The sequence below is a fragment of the Rhizobium sp. CB2179 genome (assembly GCF_057653455.1).
In genome coordinates this window covers 1565667-1589362 of record NZ_CM172781.1, presented here as the reverse complement: position 1 = coordinate 1589362, position 23696 = coordinate 1565667, and the positions used below count along the sequence as shown (strand labels likewise).

The window sequence follows — 23696 nt, the reverse complement described above, 5'->3', positions numbered from 1 at the left end:
GGCATCCTGTTTGCCAGGAAGTCCCGAGCGAACGAGGATACGCAGATGATTGATCTCCACTACTGGCCGACGCCGAACGGCAAGAAGGTCTCGATCTTCCTGGAGGAAACCGGCACGCCCTACCGGCTGGTGTCGGTCAATATCGGCCGAGGCGACCAGTTCAAGCCTGATTATCTCAAACTCAACCCCAATCACCGCATGCCTGCCATCGTCGATCACGAGCCTGCCGATGGCGGCGGTCCGTTGAGCGTGTTCGAATCCGGCGCGATCCTCTTCTATCTCGCCGAGAAGACTTGCAAATTCTGGCCGCAGGATCTGCGCGGCAAATACGAGGTTACGCAATGGGTGATCTGGCAGATGGCGAACCAGGGGCCGAAGCTCGGCGAGGCAGGTCACTTCCGTCGCCTTGGCGATCGCGAAGGCGATCAGTCCTATGCGGTGCGGCGCTTCACCGACGAAGCCAACCGCCTCTACGGCGTTCTCAACATGCGGCTTCGCGACCGGCGCTATCTGGCCGGTGACGAATTCACCATCGCCGATATCGTCAGCTATCCATGGACCGTCAACTGGCAGGCACAGGGTCAGGACATCAACGAGTTCAAGCATTTCAAGCGATGGTTCGAGGAGGTCGGCGCAAGACCTGGCGTCCAGCGCGGCCTTGCGGTCGGCGCCGATCTTAGCACCGACAACAGTAAGCTCTCAGAAGAGGAACAGGCACGCATCCGCAAGATCCTCTACAACCAGCGCGCCCTTCCCGTTCCGGATTGAGCATCGGCTCGGCCAAGGAAATTCGCTTCTCCGAGCTTCGCCTTGTTCAGGCTTTTTACGGACCTGCCTTGGCGGTCGCAAAAGCTCTTGCACCTGCATCGCGACCAAGGATAACCATATAGTGACAACCGAGCCGGCAGTCAGCCCGGGGCCGGTTCCGGTTTCGCGGCGTTGCAAATCACCTGCCCGAGGGGCCAGGCGGCTTGGGTAGCAGCTGGCGTTGCGACTTGGGGTGTGACAAGCAATGGCAAGACCTGTAATCGGCATCATCGGGAACGCCCGCATCATCGAAAGCCGATTCTCGACCCAGCTTGTCGGAGAATACAATTTGCGGGCTGTGGCCGATGTCGCCGAAGCGTTGCCGCTGATGTTTGCCGGCAATCCTAAACTGGCCGATATCGCGGATCTGCTGGCTGTCGTCGACGGCATTCTGCTGACGGGTGCCAGAGCCAATGTCCATCCCAGCCGATTCAACATGGTGCCGGATCCCAAGCATGAGCCTTATGATGAGGATCGTGACGGGCTGGCGCTGCCCTTGATCGAAGCCTGTGTTGCGCAAGGCGTTCCTATTTTCGGCATATGCCGCGGTTTTCAGGAAATGAATGTCGCCGCCGGGGGCTCGCTGCATCCCGAAATCCGGGAATTGCCCGGACGCATGAACCACCGGATGCCGCGCCTTGAGACCGGCGAGATCCATCCCGACCCCACCATCGTTTTCGGCGATCGTCACGATGTTCGACTTATAGAGGACGGGATGTTTGCGCGCATCCTCGGCCGGGAGACGATCCGGGTGAACTCCCTGCATGGACAGGGAATCCTCGAACTTGGTGAGAGGGTCGTTGCCGAAGGCATTGCCGAGGACGGGACGATCGAGGCGATACGGTTCAAGGACGCGTCGGGATTTGCTCTGGGTGTGCAATGGCATGCCGAATACGATCCGCAAACCAACCCTGTTAATCGTGCGCTGTTTCAGGCATTCGGCGATGCGGTGAGAGCTCATAAAGCCATCGCTTAGTCTGATCAATAAAAAGCCGCCGCGAAGTGCTTTCGCGGCGGCTTGAGGAATGGCTTGAAAGCAGTAGTCAGGCCGTCGGCTGCTTGGTCTTCCTGAGATAGGGCAGAACCGTATCGAAGGAGCCGAAACGCGTGATCGCGTCTTCGTTGGAAACCGCGGCGGTGATGATGACGTCTTCGCCCTGGTTCCAGTTCGCCGGTGTGGCCACCTGGTGCTTGGCCGTCAGCTGGATGGAATCGATGGCGCGCAGGATCTCATTGAAATTGCGGCCCGTCGTCATCGGATAGGTCAGAATCAGCTTGATCTTCTTATCGGGACCGATGATGAAGACCGAACGCACGGTGGCGTTGTCGGCAGGCGTACGGCCTTCCGAGCTCTCGCCGGCGCCGGCCGGCAGCATGTCGTAGAGCTTGGCGACCTTGAGGTCCTTGTCACCGATCAGCGGATATTCGACGTCGAAGCCGGTGGCGGTCTTGATGTCGTTTTTCCATTTGGCGTGGCTTTCCACCGGATCGACGGAGATGCCGATGACCTTGGCGCCACGCTTGGAAAATTCCCCGGCCAGGCCGGCCATGGCGCCGAGCTCGGTCGTGCAAACCGGCGTGAAATTCTTCGGATGCGAGAACAGGACGGCCCAGCCGCTGCCGATCCACTCATGGAAGCTGATCGGTCCCTGGGTGGTATCGGCGGTAAAATCGGGGGCAATATCGTTGATGCGTAAGCTCATGGTCGGCCCTCCAAAGCCTTGTGTTCAATGTTGTTTATCTCAAATCGAGGCCATGGGATCCGTCCGCCGGAAGCGGTAGCAACATTGCGGTCAACAGGATCGCACCGGCCGAAGGTAAAAACTTCCCATTCCAGGATTTTAAGTAAGTCATATACCACGATCACCGAAGGCATGCTCTTTCGATTTCCGGCCTGCTCCGGCATTATTTTTCCGGCAAGTGCGCGCGATGAAGAGACCGATGGTTTTTCCATCGGTCCCCGTTCAAAGCTGCAGGAGAACCGTCCGCCGCTTGCTCAGGCGGCCTGGATCGATTTGATCCTGTCGATGCCGCCGACAACCGGCGCGAAATCGTCCCACACCCCCTGGGCGCCCTTCTGCCATTCGTCGAAGGCTTCCGGCTTCAAGAGTTTTCCGCCGTTGGCAAGCGCCGTCTCGACGGATTTGGATTCGTCATCGACGATCAACTGGTTGAAATAGGCAGCCCCCTCGCTGGAGGCCTGCTGGAACACCGCCTTCTGCTCGTCATTGAGGCCGGCCCAGAAGGTCGAGGCATAATAGATGACGCCGGATGCCCAGATGTGGCCGGTCTCGGTCATATCGGGCACGACCTCGTAGAGCTTGAAGCCGGCATAGGCCGACTTGGTCAGATCCATCGCGTCGGCGACGCCGGTTGCGAGCGCATTATAGGTCTCGGTGATCGGAATGCCGATCGGCGTCGTGCCGAATGCGCTCCAGAGCTTGGTGTGCAGAGGGCTCTGGATGACGCGAATGCGCTTGCCCTTGAGTTGTTCTGGCCGCGTCACCGGCTCCTTGGTCAGGAGATGGCGGGCGCCGTAATTGATGAAATCGCCGACGACGAAATTCTGCGCCTGCAGTTTCTGCTTGAGATCGGCGCCGACATCACCGGCGACGGTCCTGCGAACATGGTCGGCATCGCGGAAGAGAAAGGGCAGATCGAGGATCTGCAGTTCCGGCGCCCAGCCGGAGAGCGACGAGACCGTCGAGAGGCTGGCCTGGATGGAGCCGAGGCGCACGCCTTCGGCCACTTCCTTCTCGCCGCCGAGCGCGCCGTTCCTGACGATATTGAACTTGAACTGGCCGGGGAGTTTCGCTTCGACCAGTTCGCCGATCTTCACCCAGATCTTCGTTTCCGGCTTGTCGTCACCGAGCAGCGAGGCGATCGTGATCGTCGTCGTGCGGGCGGCGGCCGTGCGGACGAAGGCCGGCGCTGCAAGCGCCGTTCCGGCGAGAGCTGCGGTCTTCAGGAAATTGCGTCGGTTGAAATTGTCCATGGGGTTGTCCTGTTTACGAGAAGATGATGGCCCATGCGCAGAGGATTGCGAGCGAGACCAGGAGAGCGAGCAGATAGGGAACCACCGCCCGAAAGAGCTCTGAGGCGGGAATGCGCGTGACGCCGCTGACGACGAAGATCAGCATGCCGAGCGGCGGTGTGAGTCCGTGGATCATCAGGTTGACGACGATGATCACCCCGAACTGGATGGGATCGATACCGGCGGCGACCGCTGCCGGCAGCAGGATCGGGCCGAAGAGTAGGATCGCGGCGCCGATATCGAGAACGAGGCCGACGACCAGCAGGATGACATTCGACAGCAGGATGACCGTAAGCGCGCTGCCGCCGAGCACTGTCGTCAGGTGCGAGATCAGTCCGGACACGTCGTCGACCGCCAGCAAAAAGGCAAAGGGGCCGGCCGTGCCGATGAGAAGGCCGATCGCCGCCGCTTCGACTGCTGCCTGACGGAAGGCGGCATAGAGCGAGAGAATGCCGAGGCGCGCGCCGATGCCGAGCAGCAGCGTGTAGAAAGCAGCAAGAGCGGCTGCTTCCGTGGTCGTGACGATACCGATGCGGATGCCAACGACGACGATGACGCCGAGCCCGAAAGCCGGGATTGCCTGGACCGCCGATTGCCAGCGCTGTCTCGCATTTGCGCGCGGCAAGGGCACCTGTTCGCTGACCGTCAGATGGATTGCGACCGCCAGGCATATGGCCATCAAGCCGCCGGCAAAGAAGCCGCCGACGAGCAGCGAACCGACGGAGAGATTGGTCGCGGTCGCAAGGATGAGAAATGCGATCGACGGCGGGATGACATTGTCGAGAACCGATGTCGAGGCGATGATCGCCGCCGCCTGCGCCGGCCGATAGCCGTGTTTGACCAGCTCGGGCTGGAAGGTCGAGGCGCCGAAGGCGGCATTTGCAACCGACGAGCCGGAAGCGCCGGAAAAGAGGACGCTGGTCAACAGTGTCGTCTGCGCCAGCCCGGCCCGGCGATGTCCGACCATTGCGGCGGCGAAGCGCACGAGCTGGTTGGCGACGCCGGAAGCCGTGAGAAGACCGCCAGCGAGCAGGAAGAAGGGAATGGCGAGCAGCAGGAATTTCGAGACGCCGGTGACCGTCGCGGAGACGATCGCCGGCTCCGGCAGGCTGCTGCCGAAGGCGATGACGACATAGGCCGCGGCAAGAAAGGCGTGCGGCAGCGGCGCAGCAAGCACGAGCCCGACCGCGGCGATCAACCCCAGGAAGATGCTCGGCGGCCAGTCGAGATCGAGCGAGACATGCGGGATGCCGGCATAGAGCGCGACACCGACGGCAAGCGAGATCACAACCGGCAGGATCTTGCCTTCGGCGATGCGCTGCAGAAGCAGCACGACGAGGATCAGTGCGCCGCCAGCGCCGAGGAAGCCGAAGCGGATCCATTCCGGCACGCCGAGCGTCGGCGAGACGCCGCCAAGCATCGTCATGATCTCGCTGCCGCCGAAGCTCAGGATCAGCGCCGAAAGCACGGTGAAGACGTCGGCGCCGATCGGCGTGACCTTCTGCAGGCTTTCCGGCAGCATCTTGACGAAGACGTCGAGGCGCATGGCAAGCGCGCTGTTGAGGCTGAGCGGCGCGCCGAGCGCGATCAGGCCCACATGCAGCCAGATGCCGAGATCCTCGGCACCGATGAAGCCGGCGCTGAAGAAATAGCGCAGGCAGACGGTGACGAGCACCATCACGAGCAGCACGGCCAGAACGACTGCCGCGGCAATGCCGAGAATCGCCTCGATCGCCCGCAGCAGGCGCGCTGCCACCCCGCTATCCGGAGCGGTTTGTTCGATCGGATGAAATTCACTGGTGGCCACAAAACTTACCTTCTGGCGAGAGGATCAGGCGCTCTTGACGGTCGAAAGATCGCGATCGAAGAGCGTCGACCAAGTGTAGTTCCGCGCCTTCGAGACTTCCCTGCTGACATCGAGCCGCGGCAGCACCTTTTCGCCGAAACGATAGGCTTCCTCAAGCAGCGGCATGCCAGAAAGAATGAAAGTGTCGACGCCAGCCTTCTGATAGGCTTCGAGCGTGCGCAGAACCGTATCCGGCGAACCGACGATCGCCGTACCCGGGCCTGGCCTGACCAGACCGATCCCGGCCCAGAGGTTCGGCGCAACTTCGAGATCGCGCAGGTTTTCCGGCTTGAGGCCGCCATGCAGTGCGGTCATGCGCTGCTGGCCGACGGAATCGCTTCTTGCGACGAAGCGCTGGTTGGCGGCGATCGCCGCATCGTCCATGCGACCATAGAGATCGGCCGCCGCCTCCCAGGCCTTTTCGTCGGTGTCGCGAACGATGACATAGAGGCGGATGCCGTATTCGAGTTCACGCCCGTAGTGGGCGGCGCGCGCCTTCACCGCCTCGACCTTCTCGCCGATCTGGGCGGGCGTCTCGCCCCAGGAGAGATAGGTGTCCACATGTTTTGCCGCGACCTCCAGCGCCTTGTCCGAGGAGCCGCCGAACCAGAGCGGCGGCGGTGCGATGCTCTCGCCGACCGGCAAGGCGAGCTTGGCGCCGTCGGTCGAGAAATACTTGCCCTGATAAGTGACGCTCTCGCCGGCAAAGAGCCGGTGCCATAGCTGAAGATATTCGTCCGCCATGTCGTAGCGCTCGTCATGCGGCAGCGTCATGCCATAAGCGCCGAGCATCTTGGCGTCGCCCGAGACGACATTGATCAGCAGCCGGCCGCGGGCGAATTCCTGAAAGGTCGCCGCCATCTTGGCAAGCAATGTCGGCGCGACGAGACCGGGATGGATGGCGACGAGAAAGCGTAGCCGCTCGGTGTGGGCAAGCAGCGCGCCGGCCAGCACCCAGACGTCGTGGGCGCCGGTCGCAAACAGGGCGCCGGTGTAACCCAGATGGTCATAGGCCTGGGCAAGCTGCTTGTAGTAGCCGTAGTCGACCTGGCGAGAGCCTTCCGGCTGCCAGGGATAGGCGCCGTCGGGCGCGCACATGTACCAGAAAACGTTCATCGCCTGATTCCTTGTTATCTCGTCGTTTCCGGGCGTTTCAGCACGATGGGCTTGGAGAAATGGCCGTGACGCAGCAGCGTGTCGGCCTCTTCCTGCTGTTCGGCGATGATCTCATCGTCGATCGGAAAGACCGTGAAATCGCGCGAACGCACCACCTTTTCCCAGGCGTCGATATCCGTTCTCCCGCGGTCGCCAGATCCGACGCGGTCGCCAGATCCGCCGCGGTCGCCAGATGCAAGAAGCCGGGCGGCGGCACGCGGATCGGCAGTGATCTCGACGCCGATCCGGCTGAGCTCGGAGACGATTGACCGGATCTCCTCCGCGGAAAGGCCGTTCCGCTCCAATGTCCAGAACAAAGAACGGTTGGGAATGGCCGCGCCACAGCGGACGATCAATCTGACGTCATCGCGCTCCAGCGCCTTTTCGAGACGCGGCGACATGGCAACCCAGGCATCGACGCGCCCTTCGAGCAGGTCCGCGAGCGAATCGCGCGCGCCGCTTTCGACGCGCTCGACATCCGGCAGGCTCAGTCCCTCGCCTTCCAGGCTGCGGGCTAGGAGATAGGTGTGAAACGAACCGTCGATCAGCGAAATCCGACGACCTTTCAGTTCAGCGACGGAGCCGATCGGACTGCCGCGCCTGACGAAGACGGCGCCGTTGGCAGGGCGCGGCGCCGAGGCAGCGACATATTCGACGCCGAGCCCACGCATATCCGCCTCGATCGGCGGCGTGGAGCCCGTGCCGCCGAGATCGATGTCGCCACTTTCCAGCAGCGCCGCCGTATCGCGGCCTTCGGCATAGGAGATGAATATCGGCTGCAGATCGACGAAAGCGCCGGGCCAGAGCCGCGCGAGGCGAAGATGCAGATTGTTGGGATGAACACCAATTTTCATTCTGTGCGACCGATGACGTGGCTCCTAGTAATCAATTTACTTTTTTATAAATTGATTACTAGGAAGCGATTGTCATCGACGAGCGGAAATCGGATTGCATATTCCATAAAATCTAGAGGCAATAAAATCTTTTATCGGTTTGACCGAAGTGGGTTTCTTGGCAGTTGAAATTTCACCTCCGTCACTTTACTTTTTTATAGAACATTCAAGGACGATGCCGTTGACGAAGCCCGTTTCCTCAAGAGTCTGCCGCGATGTCGGAGCAGCCAGCGAATTGCTGAAGCTGATCGCCAATTCCAACCGCCTGGCGATCGTCTGCTACCTCATGGAGACGGAAGCCTCGGTCTCTGGGATGGAGGACGAACTCGGTATCCGCCAGCCGACGCTTTCCCAGCAGTTGAGCGAGCTTCGCGAGGCCGGTGTGATCGAAGGACGCCGCGACGGCAAGGCGATCGTCTATCGCGTCATCGATCCGCGCGTCGAGACAATCGTGCAAACTCTGCGGGACATGTTCTCTGGCCTCGACGATGTCACCGGGCGCTTCGGAATGACGAAGCTGCCGGTCGACGAAATGATGTTCGATTGAACCTGGGATGATCGACCTCTATACTTGGATCACGCCGAATGGCTTGAAGGTCTCGATCGCACTCGAGGAGTTCGGCCTCGCCTACCGCCCCCACACGATCGACATCACCAAGGGGGATCAATTCCAGCAGGATTATCTCGCCATCAATCCGGGCGGTAAGATTCCTGTTATCGTCGATCACGAGACCGGCATCACGCTTGCCGAATCCGGCGCCATCCTGCTCTACCTCGCCGAAAAGACCGGCCGCTTCCTGCCCCCGCAGGGTGCCGCCCGGCATCACACGATCGAATGGCTGATGTGGCAGATGGGCGGCTTCGGGCCGACGCTCGGCAACGCCCATTATTTCCTGACCTACAATGCAGGTGAAGCGCCGTTCGCAGAGGATCTCTTTCGCAGGGATACCCGCCGCCTGTACGAGACGTTGAACGTGCGGCTCGAAGGCCGCGACTATCTCGTCGACGATTATTCCATCGCCGACATGGCGGTCTGGCCCTGGGTTTCCCGTTTTAGGCGCCACGAGATCGACCTGAATGCATTCCCGAACGTCAAACGATGGTATCTCAGGCTTGCGGCGCGGCCACAGGTCAAGCGCGGCTATGACGTTCCCCATTTCACATCCGAAATACCGCGGCCCTGAAGACTTTGCCGACGCGGTATATTGATCCCGCCCGAAATTTCGGCAATTTGATTATTTTTTGCGCACACCTATTTTTGCACATTTTTCAGGCGAACGCCTTGCTAAATTTGCTGCACTGCGTCATGAATATAGCAATGACGCATCTCGATCTGACAATTCTGGTGATCGACGAAAATGCCATTCGCGCCTCCATCATCGAAGAAGGCCTGCGCGAGGCAGGGCATGTGCGCGTCACCGTGGTGCATGAGGTCAACGGCATCGCGCGAATCATCGAAACGCTGATGCCCGACGTGATCATCATCGATATCGAGAATCCCAACCGCGACATGATGGAGCACCTGTTCCAGCTGACGCGCACCGTCAGCCGCCCGATCGCCATGTTTGTCGATCGCTCCGACACAGCCTCGATCGAGGCTGCCGTCGATGCCGGCGTCTCGGCCTATATCGTCGACGGATTGAAGAAGGAACGCGTCAAACCGATCCTCGACATGGCCGTCAGCCGCTTCAATGCCTTCAACCGGCTACGGCGGGAGCTTGCCGATGCCCGCTCCGCGCTGGAGGAACGCAAGCTGGTCGAGCGCGCCAAGGGCATATTGATGAAGATGCGCGGCCTCTCCGAGGAAGAGGCTTTCGCCCTGCTGCGCCAGACAGCGATGAACGAAAAGAAGAAGATGTCGGAAATTGCCCAGAGCGTCGTCACTGCCGCGGGGCTGTTGATGTAATGGCCGACCTGATGAATTTCCGGAGGAAACCGGAGTGGATATGATGACAACGACCTCCAACTCCGGCGACGACATGCCGTCGCCCGTGCGGGTGAACAGCGAAGGACCGAAAGTGCTGCGGGCCGGTTTCATTCCGCTCGTCGATGCATCGGTGCTGATTGCGGCGGCGGAATTCGGCTTCGCGCGGAAGGAAGGCCTGACGCTCGATCTCGTCAAGGACGTCTCCTGGGCGAATGTGCGCGACCGCCTGGCATTCCGCCAGTTCGACATCGCCCACATGCTGTCACCGATGCCCGTCGCCTCCATGCTCGGTCTCGGCTCCAATCCCTCACCGACGATCACGCCATTTTCGCTGGGGCGCGGCGGCAACGCGATCACGCTATCGACGCGGCTCTTCGACAGGATGCGGAATGACGTGGGATTGCCGGAAACGGCAAGCGCGCTCGACAATGCCCGCGCCCTGGCAAAAACATTGGCGGCAATGAAGGCCCGCGGCGAGCCGCTGCCGACTTTCGGGGTCACCTACCCCTTCTCCTCGCACAATTACGAATTCCGCTACTGGCTGGCAGGCGGCGGCATCGATCCCGACAAGGATGTCAAGCTCGTCGTCGTGCCGCCGCCCATGACTTCGGATGCGCTGGCGGCCGGTGCGATCGACGGTTTCTGCGTCGGTGCGCCGTGGAACATGGTCGCTTCAGAGCGCGGCGTCGGCCGCATCGTCGCCGCCAAACAGGATATCTGGCCGTCGGCACCTGAAAAGGTGATCGGCATGCGGCCGGACTGGGCGGAAAGCCATCCGGAAACCGTTTCCCGGCTGATCGTGGCGCTCGACGCGGCAGCCCAGTGGTGCGATCGGCCGGAAAATCACGATGCGCTGGCGGCAGCTCTTGCCGACCCGCGCTATATCGCTGCCCCCGTCGAAATCATTCGCCGTGTGCTCGCCGGCGAATTCAGCCTCGACGCAAAGGGTAACCGCCGCATCATCGCCGATTATTTCATGTTCCATTCCGGCTTCGCCAATTATCCCCGGCCAAGCCAGGCGCTTTGGATCTACAGCCAGATGATCCGCTGGGGACAGGCCGAGATCAGCCTCAACATGGCAAGGGCCGCAGCATCCGCTTACCGCCCGGATCTCTATCGCACGGCTCTCGGTGACGACAAATCACCTGAAGATGCCGATATCCGCATCGAAGGCAGTGACGAGGGCGACCGTTTCATGGACGGCCACGTCTTCGACCCGGCGAGGCTGCCGGACTACGTCGCAGGTTTTGCCGTCAAAAGCGCCCTCGCCTTCGTTTCCGACGACGAGGTCTAACCGATGCCGGCCTGCACAAAACGCCAGCAAGTATCTGCCCGCCTCACGACAAGCGCACAAAATATTTGCATGAGCGGGTGGTGGCCCGAAAAACAAGCAGGCGGCGCGTTTCGTAAAATATCATTTGTATTCAGTGGATTGAACGCAGATCACAAAACTGGCACGCAGTTTGCGTGATCTTTATTGCACCGGTCAATGGCGATCAGTGCAGAGTGAGTGATAGACGCTCGCGGAAGATACAGAGACTGCTCTTCGGTTTGAAGAGGTAGGTTTTTAGCTTGAGCAATCCGGCCAACGGATTGCTTCCAGGCAAGTGGGCCAGAAGGCCCAAGAATTCGGCGTCCAACGGCGGGCGCCACCAGCAAAGCCGCTGATCAGGATATTTTGCGCGCCTCGGGTATGCGCGTCCTGACCAGCGGCTTTTTGTTTTAACCCTCAGCGATGGATCGGCACGACCTTGTCGGGCCTCGGAGAAGTTATGTCTGTCATCGAGAAATCACAGTTCATGTCCGCCGGCGAACCAGCCAAGGCATTGTGGATCTCCACTGTAGCCTTCACCCTCTGTTTTGCCGTCTGGACGATCTTCGCGATCATCGGCATTCGCATCAAGCAGGATCTCGGCCTGAACGAGGCCGAGTTCGGATTGCTGGTCGGCACCCCCGTGCTCACCGGTTCGCTCGTGCGCATCGTCCTTGGCATCTGGACGGGGCGTTACGGCGGCCGTCTCGTCTACACGCTGACCATGCTGGCCGCCGCATTGGCGACCTTCCTGCTCTCTTACGCCCAGACTTATACGCAGATGCTGATCGCCGGCCTCGGCGTCGGCCTCGCCGGCGGCTCCTTCGCGGTCGGTGTCGCCTATGTCTCGCCTTTCTTCCCGGCTGAGAAGCAGGGAACCGCGCTCGGCATCTTCGGTGCCGGCAATGTCGGCGCCGCCGTGACCAAGTTCGCCGCTCCCTTCGTGCTGCTCGCATGGGGCTGGCAGGCGGTTGCGGAGATCTGGGCCGTCTGTCTGGCGCTTATGGCAATCGTCTTCTGGTTCACCACGACCGATGATCCGGCCTTCCGTCTCCGCCGCGAACGCCGCGCTGTCTCCAAGAGTTTCGCGCAGGAATTCGCGCCGCTGCAGAACGTTCAGGTCTGGCGCTTCTCGCTCTACTATTTCTTCGCCTTCGGAGGCTTCGTCGCCCTGTCGCTGTGGCTGCCGCGTTATCTGGTCGGCGTCTACGGCTTCAACCTGGAAACCGCCGGCATGGTCGCCGCCGCCTATTCCATCCCGGGCAGCATCTTCCGCGCCTTCGGCGGCGTGCTGTCGGATAAAAAGGGCGCGCGCAGCGTGATGTATACGATGCTTGCCGTGTCGGCCGTCGCCACTCTCATCCTTTCGCTGCCGGCTGCTTCTGGTGGCGGGGCGGGTCCGGCGTTCGGCATCACCCCTGTCATCTTCATCGTCGTCATCTTCGTGCTCGGCTTCTTCATGAGCCTCGGCAAGGCTGCCGTCTACAAGCACATTCCGGCCTACTACCCCGAAAACGTCGGCGCAGTCGGCGGTGTCGTCGGGATGATGGGCGGCCTTGGCGGCTTCATCCTCCCGATTGCCTTTGGCCTCCTCAAGGACATGACCGGCCTTTGGTCCAGCTGTTTCCTGCTGCTCTTCGCGATCGTCGTGATCTCTCTCATCTGGATGCACCTGTCCGTAAAGCAACTGTCGCGCCAAGGGCATTCGGCGCCCGTGGCTGCAACCTGATCTAAGGACCTGGAAATATGACCGAAAAACTCGTCATCATCGGCAATGGCATGGCGCCCGGGCGCATGCTGGAGCACCTCTTCGAGCAGGCGCCGGGACGCTATGAAGTTACGATCTTCAATGCCGAGCCGCGCGTCAATTACGACCGCATCATGCTGTCGCCGGTTCTCTCCGGAGAAAAGGACTACGAGCAGATCATCATTCACGGTGACGGCTGGTATATCAAGCACGGCATCATGCTCTACAAGGGCCACAAGATCGTCAACATCGATCGTGCCGCCAAGACCGTCACCTCCGACCACGGCGTCACCGAAAGCTACGACAAGCTGGTGATCGCAACCGGTTCCGTGCCTTTCATCATCCCTGTTCCCGGCAAGGATCTGCCCGGCGTCATCACCTATCGCGATCTCGACGACGTGCAGGCGATGCTGCTTGCCGCTCAGTCGCGCGAAAAGGCTGTCGTCATCGGCGGCGGCCTGCTTGGCCTGGAAGCGGCGGCCGGCCTTGCCCAGCGCGGCATGGACGTCACCGTGCTGCACGTCATGCCGACGCTGATGGAGCGCCAGCTCGACCCCGCCGCCGGTTATCTGCTGCAGAAGGCAGTCGAGGAACGCGGCATCAAGGTCATCTGCAAGGCCAATACAAAGGCGATCGTCGGCAACGGCAAGGTCGAGGGCATCGAGCTTGACGACGGCCGCATCATCCCGGCAACGCTGGTCGTCATGGCCGTCGGCATTCGTCCAAGCGTCGGCCTGGCAAAGGACGCCGGCATTGCGGTCAATCGCGGCATCGTCGTCGATGCCGGCATGCAGACCTCGGACGGCAATATTCTCGCGCTCGGCGAATGCGCCGAGGTGGGCGGCATGGTCTATGGTCTCGTTGCGCCGCTCTATGAAATGGCCCGCATCGCCGCCGCGCATCTCTCCGGCGATCGCTCGCCGGCCTTCGTTCACGCGGATACGCCGACCAAGCTCAAGGTCACCGGCATCGAGCTTTATTCACTCGGCGATTTCGCCGATGGCGACGACCGCGAGGAGATCGTGCTGCGCGATGCCAGCGCCGGCGTCTACAAACGCCTGGTGCTGAAGGACAATAAGATCATCGGCACCGTGCTTTACGGCGAAACCGCCGATGGTGCCTGGTTCAACGACCTGAAGAAGAAGGCGACCGATATTTCGGAGATGCGCGAGACGCTGATCTTCGGACAGGCCTATCAGGGAGGGTCGCCGCTGGACCCTATGGCGGCCGTTGCAGCCTTGCCGGATGACGCGGAGATTTGTGGCTGCAACGGCGTATGCAAGGGCAAGATCACCTCGACGATTTCAGGCAAGGGGCTGACGTCGCTCGACGACGTACGCGCTCACACGAAGGCATCCGCCTCGTGCGGTTCCTGCACCGGCCTTGTCGAACAACTCATGGCGCTGACGCTCGGCGACAGCTACAATCCGACTGCGGTCCAGCCGATGTGCACCTGCACCGAACTCGGCCATGACGACGTTCGCCGGCTGATCAAGGCCAAGGGTCTGAAGAGCATCCCTGCCGTCATGCAGGAGCTCGAGTGGAAGACCTCCTGCGGCTGCGCCAAATGTCGGCCGGCACTCAACTATTACCTGGTCAGCGACTGGCCGGACGAATATGCCGACGACTATCAGTCGCGTTTCATCAATGAACGCGTGCATGCCAACATCCAGAAGGACGGCACCTACTCCGTCGTTCCGCGCATGTGGGGCGGCGTCACCAATTCGAACGAGCTGCGCGCTATCGCCGATGTCGTCGACAAGTTCGAGATCCCGATGGTGAAGGTCACCGGCGGCCAGCGTATCGACCTGCTCGGCATCGAGAAGGAAGACCTGCCCGCCGTCTGGGCCGATCTCGGCAAGGCCGGTTTCGTCTCCGGCCAGGCTTATGCCAAGGGCTTGCGGACGGTGAAGACCTGCGTCGGCTCCGACTGGTGTCGCTTCGGCACCCAGGATTCCACCGGCCTCGGCATCCGCATCGAGAAGTTCATGTGGGGTTCCTGGACGCCGGCCAAGCTGAAATTGGCTGTGTCCGGCTGCCCGCGCAACTGCGCGGAAGCAACCTGCAAGGACATCGGCGTGATCTGCGTGGATTCCGGTTTCGAGATCCATTTCGCCGGTGCGGCCGGCCTCGACATCAAGGGCACGGAGGTCCTCGGGCTTGTCCGGACCGAGGACGAGGCGCTGGAGTATATCGTGGCGCTGACGCAGATGTACCGTGAGCAGGCCCGTTACCTCGAGCGCATCTACAAGTGGGCAAAGCGCGTCGGCCTGGAGGAAATCCGCCGCCAGATCATGGGTGATGCCGAAAAGCGCAAAGCCTATTACGAGCGCTTCGTCTTCAGCCAAAAATTTGCCCAGGTCGACCCCTGGTCGGAGCGTGTTTCCGGCAAGGACAAGCACGAGTTCAAGCCGATGGCGACGATCGGCTATCCGCAGGCTGCAGAGTAAGGAGATGGACATGAACTGGATCGCAATCGGTGACATCTCCGACATCCCGCTGCGCGGCGCGCGTTGCGTGAAGACACCGCAGGGCAAGATCGCCGTCTTCCGCACCGCCGAAAACGAAGTCTTCGCCATCGAGGATCATTGCCCGCACAAGGGCGGCCCGCTCTCCCAGGGCATCGTCCACGCTAAGTCAGTCACCTGCCCGCTGCACAACTGGGTGATCTCGCTGGAAACCGGCAAGGCGCTCGGCGCCGACGAAGGCGAGGTCCGGACGATATCGGTGCTGAACGAAGACGGCAGGCTGTTCATCGCCCTGGAAAGCCTGATGATGGCGGCGGAATAGATGGCGGCTGAGGTCAAGACCACCTGTCCCTATTGCGGTGTCGGCTGCGGCGTTGTCGCCACGGTCGATGAGGCAGGCGCAGTCAGCGTGAAAGGAGATCCGGAACATCCATCGAATTTCGGCCGGCTCTGCTCGAAGGGTTCAGCCCTTGCCGAAACCATCGATCTCGATGGCCGGCTTCTCCATCCCGAGATCGAAGGCAAACAGAGCGGCTGGGACGAGGCGCTTGATCTGGTCGCCCGCCGTTTTTCTGAAACGATCGCCGAACACGGGCCTGACGCCGTTGCCTTCTACGTCTCAGGCCAGTTGCTGACCGAGGATTATTATGTCGCCAACAAGCTGATGAAGGGCTTCATCGGCTCCGGCAATATCGACACCAATTCAAGGCTCTGCATGTCGTCTTCCGTAGCGGGGCATCGCCGCGCCTTCGGCGCCGATACGGTGCCCGGGACCTATGAGGATATCGAACTTGCGGATCTGGTGATCCTGACCGGCTCCAACCTTGCCTGGTGTCATCCCGTCATCTACCAGCGGCTTGCCGCCGCAAAGACGGCGCGGCCAAATATGCGGATCGTCGTCATCGATCCGCGCCGGACGATGACCTGCGACATCGCCGACTTGCATCTCGCCATCCGTCCTGATGGCGACGTTGCACTGTTCATGGGGCTGCTTGCCCATCTCGTGACAAGTCCGGCAATCGACCAGAATTATATCGGCGCCCATACCGAAGGTTTCGGCGACGCTTTTGCGGCCGCCGCCGCGCTTGATATCAACGATCTCCTGGAACGGACCGGCCTGCCCGCCATGCAGATCAGGGAGTTCTTCCGCCTGTTCGAGACGACGCCGAAGGTCGTGACCTGCTACAGCCAGGGCGTCAACCAATCCTCCTCCGGCACCGACAAGGTCAATGCGATCCTCAACTGCCACCTGGCGACCGGCCGCATCGGCCGCCCCGGCATGGGACCGTTTTCGCTGACCGGACAGCCGAACGCCATGGGCGGGCGCGAGGTCGGCGGTCTCGCCAATATGCTTGCCGCCCATATGGCAATCGAGAATGCCGAAGACCGGGATCGCGTGCAGCGCTTCTGGAACTCGCCCGTCATCGCAGCAAAGCCCGGCCTGAAGGCGGTCGACATGTTCCAAGCCGTAGCCGACGGACGCATCAAGGCGCTGTGGATCATGGCGACCAATCCCGTCGTCTCGATGCCGGATGCCGATAGCGTCGAAAGCGCGATCGCCGCCTGTCCTTTCGTCGTCGTGTCGGACATCCTGAAAGAGACGGATACGACCCGGCACGCAGATGTGCTTTTGCCCTCGCTCGGCTGGGGCGAGAAGGATGGCACCGTCACCAATTCCGAACGGCGCATTTCAAGGCAACGGCCGTTTCTCGACATCCCCGGCGATGCAAGGGCCGACTGGTGGCAGCTTGCGGAGGTCGGACGCCGCATGGGATTTGCCGCCGCCTTCGATTTTGATGCGCCGGACGCAATCTTTGCGGAGCACGCCGCGCTTTCCGCCTTCGAAAATAACGGCAGCCGCGATTTCGATATCGGCGCGCGCGCAGGCATAAACGGCAGCGCCTATGACGAGCTGTCGCCCTTCCAGTGGCCGCAGGCGGCAGGGACAGAACCCAGCATCACCCGCTTCTTCGCCGAGGGTGGTTTCTTCCATCCTGATGGCAAGGCGCGGTTCGTCGCGGTCAAACCGCCCGCAACCGATCGCACCAATGCCGAGTACCCCTTCACGCTAAATACCGGACGCATCCGCGACCAGTGGCACACGATGACCCGAACCGGAAAGAGTGCGCGGCTTTCCGCCCATATCGCCGAACCCTTTGCCGAGATCCATCCGCGCGACGCGATCGAGACCGGCATATCAAGCGCGGGCCTGGTCGAGATCGACAGCCCGCACGGCAAGGCAATCGTCAGGGCGCTGGTCACCGATCGCCAGGCACGCGGCGGCATCTTTGCGCCGATGCACTGGAACGACCAGTTTGCTGCAAAAGCGCGGATCGACGCGGTGGTCGCGCCGATAACCGATCCCGTTTCCGGTCAGCCGGCGTCGAAGAACGTTGCCGTCGCCGTCCGGCCCTTCCGCGCCACCCATTACGGTTTCGCCGTCTCTGCCACAAAACCCGCCGCGCCTGATGCCGCCTATTGGGCGCTGGCGAAAGCCGCCGGCGGCTGGCGGCTGGAGCTTGCCTTCGGCGAAACCGTCGAAGACTGGACGGCCTGGTGCCGCGCGGTTTTCGCCATTCCGGCCGAGATCGAACCGCTTGGTTATGCCGACCGGCAATCCGGCGACCTCAGGCTCGCCTTCTTCGACGGCGAGGTCCTGCTTGCGGCGCTGTTTCTGGCACGCGAGCCCGTCGCCGTCGCGCGCAACTGGGCGATCTCGCAGCTTTCAGCCTCGCATGGCGACCTCAGGAAACGCTTTGCGCTCGTTGCGGGTCGTCCGGGAGCAGGCAGGCCAGATCCGGGCGCCACCGTCTGCTCCTGCTTCAGTGTCGGGGTCAACCAGATCGCGGCTGCCGTGCGCGGCGGATGTCACAGCGTCGAGGCGGTCGGCAAGGAAACCAGCGCTGGAACCAATTGCGGCTCCTGCCGCAGCGAAATCGGCAGCATCATCGATCGCTGTCTTGCCGCAGCCGCGGAGTGAACCGCGCAGAAGCAAGCGGGGGAGCACTGTCAGGCCGCGTTCGGGACGATCAGCATCCTGTGATCGGAGGAGATGCGGACCGAGATCTCGTCATAGGATGAAAGCGTCGGGTGCGGCGTCTCCATCTTTTGGTGATGTGTTGCCGTGATGACCATGACATCGGCCCCCGCCGCCTCGCCGGCGGTAATGCCGGCTGCGACATCTTCGAACACCAGGCAATCCTGGGTACTGACGCCGAGGCGCTCGGCGCCCAGAATATAACATTGCGGGTCTGGTTTTCCGACCTTCACGTCCTCCGCCGTCACCATGAATCTCGGCACCGGCAGACCTGCTGCCTCCAGTCGCCGGTGAGCGAGGCGCAATGGCGAGGAGGTGACGATCGCCCAGCGATCCGGGGGCAATGAACTCAGAAAGGTCGCGGCGCCGGAAATGGCAACGACGTCGCCGACATCGACGATTTCGGCTTCGGTCACCAGCTTCGATTCATGTTCGGGATCGACTCCCGGCAGGTTCAGCCGGGTGATCGTATCAATGCCGCGCGACCCATGCATCTTCGGCAAAAAGGTGGCGACATCGAGCCCATGGCGCCTTGCCCAGTCACTCCAAACACGCTCGGCCGCATGGATCGAATTGAGGATGGTGCCGTCCATATCGAACAGGAAGGCGGCATAGGGCTTCTCGAAGCCACGGGGCATCGGCATAGACAAAAGGCTGAATCCTTCAGGGAAAGAGTCGGACGGTGGTCGCTATCGCGATGAAACGGCAAATCATTGGGTTTTGCAAGCTTTCGGGGATGGCGGTGACGCCTCCCGACCGCCTTCACCTAAAAAGCCGCCGTACCGGAGGTCACGATCAAGTCGCAGGAAAGCCGCAGGCCGATCGGGTCGTGGCAGAGGTCGTCGGCACCATCGGCGAGTTCCAGTGCGGCCGAAACATCGGCGCGCAGGTAGGCTTGCGTCGCCGGATCGACGCGCATCGGAGCGGCGGTCCAGAGTGAGGGACGGCTGACGTCGATTGCCGAAATTTTAGCCTTGTCATTCCTGACGGCGTAGGAGGCGACCGCCATGCCACTCAGCGTCAAGGTGAGTGCAAGTACGATCTGGAGACCGAGATCTGCGGCTTCGCGAAAGGAGATGAACATAGCGGCCTCATGCCACGGTTTTTTAGTATCTCCGCATGCAAGTAGGGCATGCGCCGGCGCCGATCCAGCGACATCGCCCGTTAAGGTTTACGCATAACCATGCCGTACAGGCCGCGCGTGAATGCAGGTTTTTAGCAAATTCGGAACAATGATTCCATCAGGCAGTTACCCCAGGGTCATCCAAGATGAAAATCCAAGGAGGATATCCCATGTCTAGATCCCTTATTGCCGCTTCGCTGCTCGCGATCGGCATGGCGTCGTCGGCTTTTGCCCAGTCTAACCCGAGTCCCATCGGGCCAACGAATGGCGGCTCGACCGATCCCGGTTCCGGCACCTATTCATCCGACTACACCAACGATGACAACGGCATTCGTCCGGTACCCGCCTCGCCGGTCGATCCGACGACGACACAGAGCATCGGCCGACCGCAGACGATGGAATGCCCCGGCATGCCGCAACAGATGTCCGGCGTCGACACGCGCGGCGGTCAGAGCGGCGCATCGATCAGCGAAGCCTGCCGCGAATACGACAACTAAGCGACAGACTTCCGCTTTCAGAAAAAGGCCGGTTCACACCGGCCTTTTTCATGCCGCCGACAGCCGTGAAAGCTTTTTTCCACCGGATGAAACTTTTGATCCGGGCGTTCCGTACATGCGTAGCGGGTTGAAAAGAACACAAGCGGGGAACGGCTTCATTGGCAAAGGACGCGGCAAAACCGGTCATCCTCTGGTTTCGCAAGGACCTGCGCCTTGACGACAATCAGGCACTCACCGCCGCCCATCGCTCCGGGCGGCCGATCATCCCGCTCTATATTAGAGAACCGGCGGCAGCAGGCACCGGTCCGCTGGGTGCTGCACAGGCCTGGTGGCTGCATCATTCACTGGAAGCGCTCAACAGGTCGCTGCAAAAGCTGAATGGACGGTTGGTGTTGGCAAGCGGCGAGGCGCTCGAAGTGCTTTGCGCCTTTATCAAGGAAAGCGCTGCCGAAGCCGTCTTCTGGAACCGGCGCTACGATCCAGCCGGAATCTCCATCGACGCCCGTATCAAGCACGAACTGGAAAAGCAGGCGATCGAGGCAAGAAGCTTTGGCGGCCAGCTGCTGCACGAACCTTCCCGGCTGATGACCGGCAACGGCACGCCCTATCGCGTCTACACGCCATTCTGGCGCGCGCTGGAGGGCGGCGGCGAACCGGAGCCGCCGCTGGACGCGCCGGCAAAACTGCGGCTTGCGTCGCAACCGAAATCAGAAGTGCTGGGGAGCTGGAAGCTGCTCCCGACGAAGCCGGACTGGGCAGGCGATTTCGTTGATCTCTGGACACCCGGCGAAGAGGGTGCCCAGCAGAGACTCCACGTCTTCGTTGAAGACGCGCTCGAGGGCTACAAGGGAAACCGAGACTATCCAGCGAGGCCGGCGACGTCGATGCTGTCGCCGCATCTGGCGCTGGGCGAGATATCCCCTGCCCGCATCTGGGATGCCACACGCGGCCTGTCGCAACGCGTGCCGGCGGCTGACATCGTGCATTTTCGCAAGGAGATCGCCTGGCGCGAATTTTCCTATCACCTGCTTTTCCATTTCCCGCGTCTTGCCTCTGCCAACTGGAACGATCGTTTCGACGGCTTCGAATGGCGCAACAACAGCGGAGATTTCGAGGCGTGGCGCCGCGGCATGACCGGCTATCCGATCGTCGATGCCGGCATGCGCCAGCTCTGGCGCCATGGCTGGATGCACAATCGCGTGCGCATGATCGTCGCCTCCTTCCTCATCAAGGATCTGATGATCGACTGGCGCCGGGGCGAGGCCTGGTTTCGGGATACGCTCGTTGATGCCGATCCCGCCAACAATGCCGCAAGCTGGCAATGGGTGGCGGGCTCGGGAGCCGATGCCTCGCCATTTTTCCGCATCTTCAATCCGGTGCTGCAGGGCGAAAAGTTCGATCCCGACGGCGACTATGTCAGGACCTACGTGCCGGAGCTTCGAGAACTCGGGCCAAAATACATCCACCGGCCGTTCGAGGCGCCGAAGAGCATGCTCGACGAGGCCGGCATCACGCTTGGCCAAACCTATCCGAAACCGATCGTCGATCACGCGAGCGCCCGCAACCGGGCGCTTGCCGCCTACAAAGCAATAAGGGATGCCGCATGAACGCGCACTTCTGTCCCGCTCCCCGCCGGCTGAGGATCGCCGTCATCGGCTCTGGCATCTCGGGCGCCTCCGCAGCCTGGGCACTGTGTCAGGTGCATGACGTTACGCTGTACGAAAGCCAGGCGCGGGCGGGAGGCCATACGGCGACGGTGGACGTGGAATACGACGGGGTTCAGATTGCGGTCGATACCGGCTTCATCGTCTATAACGAACAGAATTACCCCAATCTGACGGCGCTCTTTGCCGAACTCGGCATCGCGACGCATGCAAGCGATATGAGCTTTTCGCTCTCGCTCGACCGCGGCAGACTGGAATGGAGCGGCGGCGGGCTGTCCTCAGTCTTTGCGCAAAAGCGCAACCTGCTGCGGCCCTCGTTCTTGTGGATGATCCGCGAGATCCTCCGCTTCAACCGCACCTGCCTCGAAGATCGCACCGCCGGTCATCTCGCCTCGCGCTCGATCGGCGATTATCTCGACTGGCGCGGCTTCTCGCCCGGTTTCACCAACAACTATCTCGTGCCGATGGCGGCGGCGATCTGGTCGACACCATCAGCCCGCATGCTGCAGTTTCCCGCCGAGCAGTTCGTCAATTTCTTCGATAATCACCGGCTGATCTACCGCCGGCAGCACCAGTGGCGCACAGTGACCGGCGGCAGCCGCACCTATCTCGACCGGCTGCTTCAGCCGCTCGGCGAACGCGTGAGACTTTCCTGCGGCGTGCGCGGGGTCATCCGCTCCGAACGCGGCGTCACGATCATCGACGAAACGGGCGGCGAACACCCGTTCGACAAGGTGATCTTCGCCTGCCACAGCGATCAGACAGCCCGCTTGCTTGTCGATGCCACCGATCGGGAAAGCAGGCTGCTCGCCGCCATCCCCTATCAGCCGAACCGCGTCGTCCTGCACCGCGACCAGTCGCTAATGCCGCAGCGACGCAAGGTTTGGGCCTCATGGAATTATCTCCGTTCCAGCCGTGAAGATGGAAAGGCCGACGTCGCCGTGACTTACTGGATGAACCGGCTGCAAGGCATCGACAACAGATTCCCGCTGTTCGTGACCCTCAATCCCGACCGCGAGCCGGACCCCCATAAGATGTTTGCCGAATTCACCTACGAACATCCGCAGTTCTCGGCGGACGCCATGGCTGCGCAACAGGCGCTTGTCACCATTCAGGGACAGAACAATTGCTATTTCGCCGGTGCCTGGACGGGATACGGATTTCACGAGGATGGACTGGTTTCCGGTCTGGCGGCGGCAGAAGCCTTGGGCGGGATCATACCCTGGCGGACGGCCCGAACCTGGGAACCTCAACCGGACGTGGCGGCATGACAGGGCTCGGCGAAAAGCGTGGCATGAACGCGGTGGCCAACGGCCCTCCACCGGATGCCGCCGCAGGTCTCTATGTCGGCGAGATCATGCATCAACGCATGAAACCCTTCGGCCATCGCTTCCGCTACCGTGTCTTCTCGCTGCTTGTCGATCTCGACAGGCTGGACGAGGCTGGCCGGCTATCGATGCTGTTTTCCGTCAACGGGCGCAATCTCGTCTCGTTCCAGGAAAAGGACCACGCCGAAACCAGAAATACGTCGCTGCGCGCCTATGCCGACCGGCTGCTCGCCGAGGCGGGGCTCGACCGCGCCGACAGGATCCTGCTTGTCTGTTATCCCCGCATTCTCGGCTATGTCTTCAATCCGCTTTCCGTCTATCACGCCTATGATGCCGCTGGCGCAGTCATCGCGATGATCTACGAGGTGCGCAATACTTTCGGCGAGCGGCACAGCTATGTCTGTCCCGTCGGCCGTGGCGAGATGTCGGAAAGCGGGCTTCGCCAGAGCTGCGACAAGCTCTTTCACGTCTCGCCCTTTATCGGCATGGCGGCGCGCTATCATTTCCGCATGCTGCCGCCCGGTAAAGAGATCCGCTGGCGCATCCTTGAAACAGATAGTGAAGGACCGCTGCTCTCGGCGACATTTTCCGGACGGCAGGTGCCTTTGACAAACGCTTCGCTGCTGGGCTTGACGGCGCGCATACCCATCCTCACTTTCAAGATCATGACCGGAATTCATTGGGAAGCACTCAAATTGTGGCTGAAGGGCGCGCGGTATGTCAGGCGTCCTGCGCCCCCACCTGAAGTCAGCGTCCGCCAAACCCGCCCGCTTGCGGAAGCGGCGGAATGACATTAGCGTTCGATGCAATGGCCGGGGGGCGGCTGCGTGTATCATCAAGGGTGGCTTCGTCCCTAAC

General features: G+C 61.5%; 22 protein-coding genes. 14 read left to right on the top strand and 8 right to left on the bottom strand.

Features of this window, described 5'->3' with window-relative positions:
• Positions 1 to 45 precede the first annotated feature (45 nt).
• Both AC244Q_RS07965 and AC244Q_RS07960 read left to right on the top strand, forming a co-directional pair.
• A complete protein-coding gene (locus tag AC244Q_RS07965; RefSeq protein ID WP_128405739.1) occupies positions 46 to 768 on the top strand; it encodes a glutathione binding-like protein in 723 nt (240 codons plus the stop codon).
• 244 nt (positions 769 to 1012) lie between these two features.
• Complete coding sequence (locus AC244Q_RS07960; protein ID WP_017993734.1) at positions 1013 to 1783, top strand: gamma-glutamyl-gamma-aminobutyrate hydrolase family protein; 771 nt, start codon at positions 1013 to 1015, stop codon at positions 1781 to 1783.
• A 67-nt stretch (positions 1784 to 1850) separates the two neighbouring features.
• On the opposite strand, the gene AC244Q_RS07955 is transcribed toward AC244Q_RS07960, so the two are convergent.
• The 6 genes from AC244Q_RS07955 to AC244Q_RS07930 are packed head-to-tail and all read right to left on the bottom strand — an operon-like array spanning position 1851 to position 7696.
• Positions 1851 to 2510, bottom strand: coding sequence for a peroxiredoxin (locus AC244Q_RS07955; protein WP_003538881.1), 660 nt, complete (start codon positions 2508 to 2510; stop codon positions 1851 to 1853).
• Positions 2507 to 2761, bottom strand: coding sequence for a hypothetical protein (locus tag AC244Q_RS07950; RefSeq protein WP_244432251.1), 255 nt, complete (start codon positions 2759 to 2761; stop codon positions 2507 to 2509). The genes AC244Q_RS07955 and AC244Q_RS07950 overlap by 4 nt, the downstream gene beginning before the upstream one ends.
• 42 nt (positions 2762 to 2803) lie before the next feature.
• Positions 2804 to 3802 carry a TRAP transporter substrate-binding protein gene (locus tag AC244Q_RS07945; protein ID WP_012757197.1) on the bottom strand — a complete coding sequence of 333 codons (999 nt, stop codon included), beginning with the start codon at positions 3800 to 3802 and terminating at the stop codon, positions 2804 to 2806.
• 13 nt (positions 3803 to 3815) lie between these two features.
• Positions 3816 to 5648 (bottom strand): TRAP transporter large permease, encoded by a 1833-nt coding sequence (locus tag AC244Q_RS07940; RefSeq protein WP_128405740.1) that lies wholly within the window; start codon positions 5646 to 5648, stop codon positions 3816 to 3818.
• A 24-nt stretch (positions 5649 to 5672) separates the two neighbouring features.
• Complete coding sequence (locus AC244Q_RS07935; RefSeq protein WP_128405741.1) at positions 5673 to 6803, bottom strand: LLM class flavin-dependent oxidoreductase; 1131 nt, start codon at positions 6801 to 6803, stop codon at positions 5673 to 5675.
• Positions 6804 to 6817: 14 nt separating this feature from the next.
• Positions 6818 to 7696, bottom strand: a complete 879-nt coding sequence (locus AC244Q_RS07930) for an ABC transporter substrate-binding protein (protein ID WP_128405742.1) — start codon at positions 7694 to 7696, stop codon at positions 6818 to 6820.
• A 220-nt stretch (positions 7697 to 7916) separates the two neighbouring features.
• On the opposite strand from AC244Q_RS07930, the gene AC244Q_RS07925 reads away from it, so the two are divergent.
• The 8 genes from AC244Q_RS07925 (at position 7917) to AC244Q_RS07890 (ending at position 18169) form a co-directional block, all read left to right on the top strand.
• Positions 7917 to 8282, top strand: coding sequence for an ArsR/SmtB family transcription factor (locus tag AC244Q_RS07925; protein ID WP_012757193.1), 366 nt, complete (start codon positions 7917 to 7919; stop codon positions 8280 to 8282).
• A gap of 7 nt (positions 8283 to 8289) precedes the next feature.
• Positions 8290 to 8919 (top strand): glutathione S-transferase family protein, encoded by a 630-nt coding sequence (locus AC244Q_RS07920; protein ID WP_017993729.1) that lies wholly within the window; start codon positions 8290 to 8292, stop codon positions 8917 to 8919.
• A gap of 134 nt (positions 8920 to 9053) precedes the next feature.
• Positions 9054 to 9641: an ANTAR domain-containing response regulator gene (locus AC244Q_RS07915; protein WP_018241751.1), complete on the top strand. Its 588-nt coding sequence runs from the start codon at positions 9054 to 9056 to the stop codon at positions 9639 to 9641.
• A gap of 34 nt (positions 9642 to 9675) precedes the next feature.
• Entirely contained in the window at positions 9676 to 10956 is a 1281-nt protein-coding gene (locus AC244Q_RS07910; RefSeq protein ID WP_206641035.1) for a CmpA/NrtA family ABC transporter substrate-binding protein, read from the top strand.
• Between the two features lie 478 nt (positions 10957 to 11434).
• Positions 11435 to 12703 carry an MFS transporter gene (locus tag AC244Q_RS07905; RefSeq protein WP_012757189.1) on the top strand — a complete coding sequence of 423 codons (1269 nt, stop codon included), beginning with the start codon at positions 11435 to 11437 and terminating at the stop codon, positions 12701 to 12703.
• Positions 12704 to 12720: 17 nt separating this feature from the next.
• Positions 12721 to 15171, top strand: coding sequence for a nitrite reductase large subunit NirB (gene nirB, locus AC244Q_RS07900; protein ID WP_113547042.1), 2451 nt, complete (start codon positions 12721 to 12723; stop codon positions 15169 to 15171).
• A gap of 4 nt (positions 15172 to 15175) precedes the next feature.
• Entirely contained in the window at positions 15176 to 15511 is a 336-nt protein-coding gene (nirD, locus tag AC244Q_RS07895) for a nitrite reductase small subunit NirD (RefSeq protein WP_017993726.1), read from the top strand.
• The gene (locus tag AC244Q_RS07890; RefSeq protein ID WP_012757186.1) at positions 15512 to 18169 is read left to right on the top strand and encodes a nitrate reductase; all 2658 of its coding nucleotides are present in this window, start codon (positions 15512 to 15514) and stop codon (positions 18167 to 18169) included.
• A gap of 29 nt (positions 18170 to 18198) precedes the next feature.
• Here the strand turns inward: AC244Q_RS07890 and AC244Q_RS07885 are convergent, their stop codons facing one another.
• A complete protein-coding gene (locus AC244Q_RS07885; protein WP_017993725.1) occupies positions 18199 to 18876 on the bottom strand; it encodes an HAD family hydrolase in 678 nt (225 codons plus the stop codon).
• Between the two features lie 116 nt (positions 18877 to 18992).
• Positions 18993 to 19310: a hypothetical protein gene (locus tag AC244Q_RS07880; RefSeq protein ID WP_012757184.1), complete on the bottom strand. Its 318-nt coding sequence runs from the start codon at positions 19308 to 19310 to the stop codon at positions 18993 to 18995.
• 209 nt (positions 19311 to 19519) lie between these two features.
• Here AC244Q_RS07880 and AC244Q_RS07875 point away from each other — a divergent pair, with 209 nt between their 5' ends.
• From AC244Q_RS07875 to AC244Q_RS07860, 4 genes are all read left to right on the top strand, one after another.
• Entirely contained in the window at positions 19520 to 19846 is a 327-nt protein-coding gene (locus tag AC244Q_RS07875; protein WP_012757183.1) for a hypothetical protein, read from the top strand.
• Between the two features lie 158 nt (positions 19847 to 20004).
• Complete coding sequence (locus tag AC244Q_RS07870) at positions 20005 to 21453, top strand: cryptochrome/photolyase family protein (protein WP_128405743.1); 1449 nt, start codon at positions 20005 to 20007, stop codon at positions 21451 to 21453.
• Positions 21450 to 22781, top strand: a complete 1332-nt coding sequence (locus tag AC244Q_RS07865; RefSeq protein WP_012757181.1) for an NAD(P)/FAD-dependent oxidoreductase — start codon at positions 21450 to 21452, stop codon at positions 22779 to 22781. The genes AC244Q_RS07870 and AC244Q_RS07865 overlap by 4 nt, the downstream gene beginning before the upstream one ends.
• A complete protein-coding gene (locus AC244Q_RS07860) occupies positions 22778 to 23629 on the top strand; it encodes a DUF1365 domain-containing protein (RefSeq protein ID WP_113547044.1) in 852 nt (283 codons plus the stop codon). The genes AC244Q_RS07865 and AC244Q_RS07860 overlap by 4 nt, the downstream gene beginning before the upstream one ends.
• Positions 23630 to 23696 lie beyond the last annotated feature (67 nt).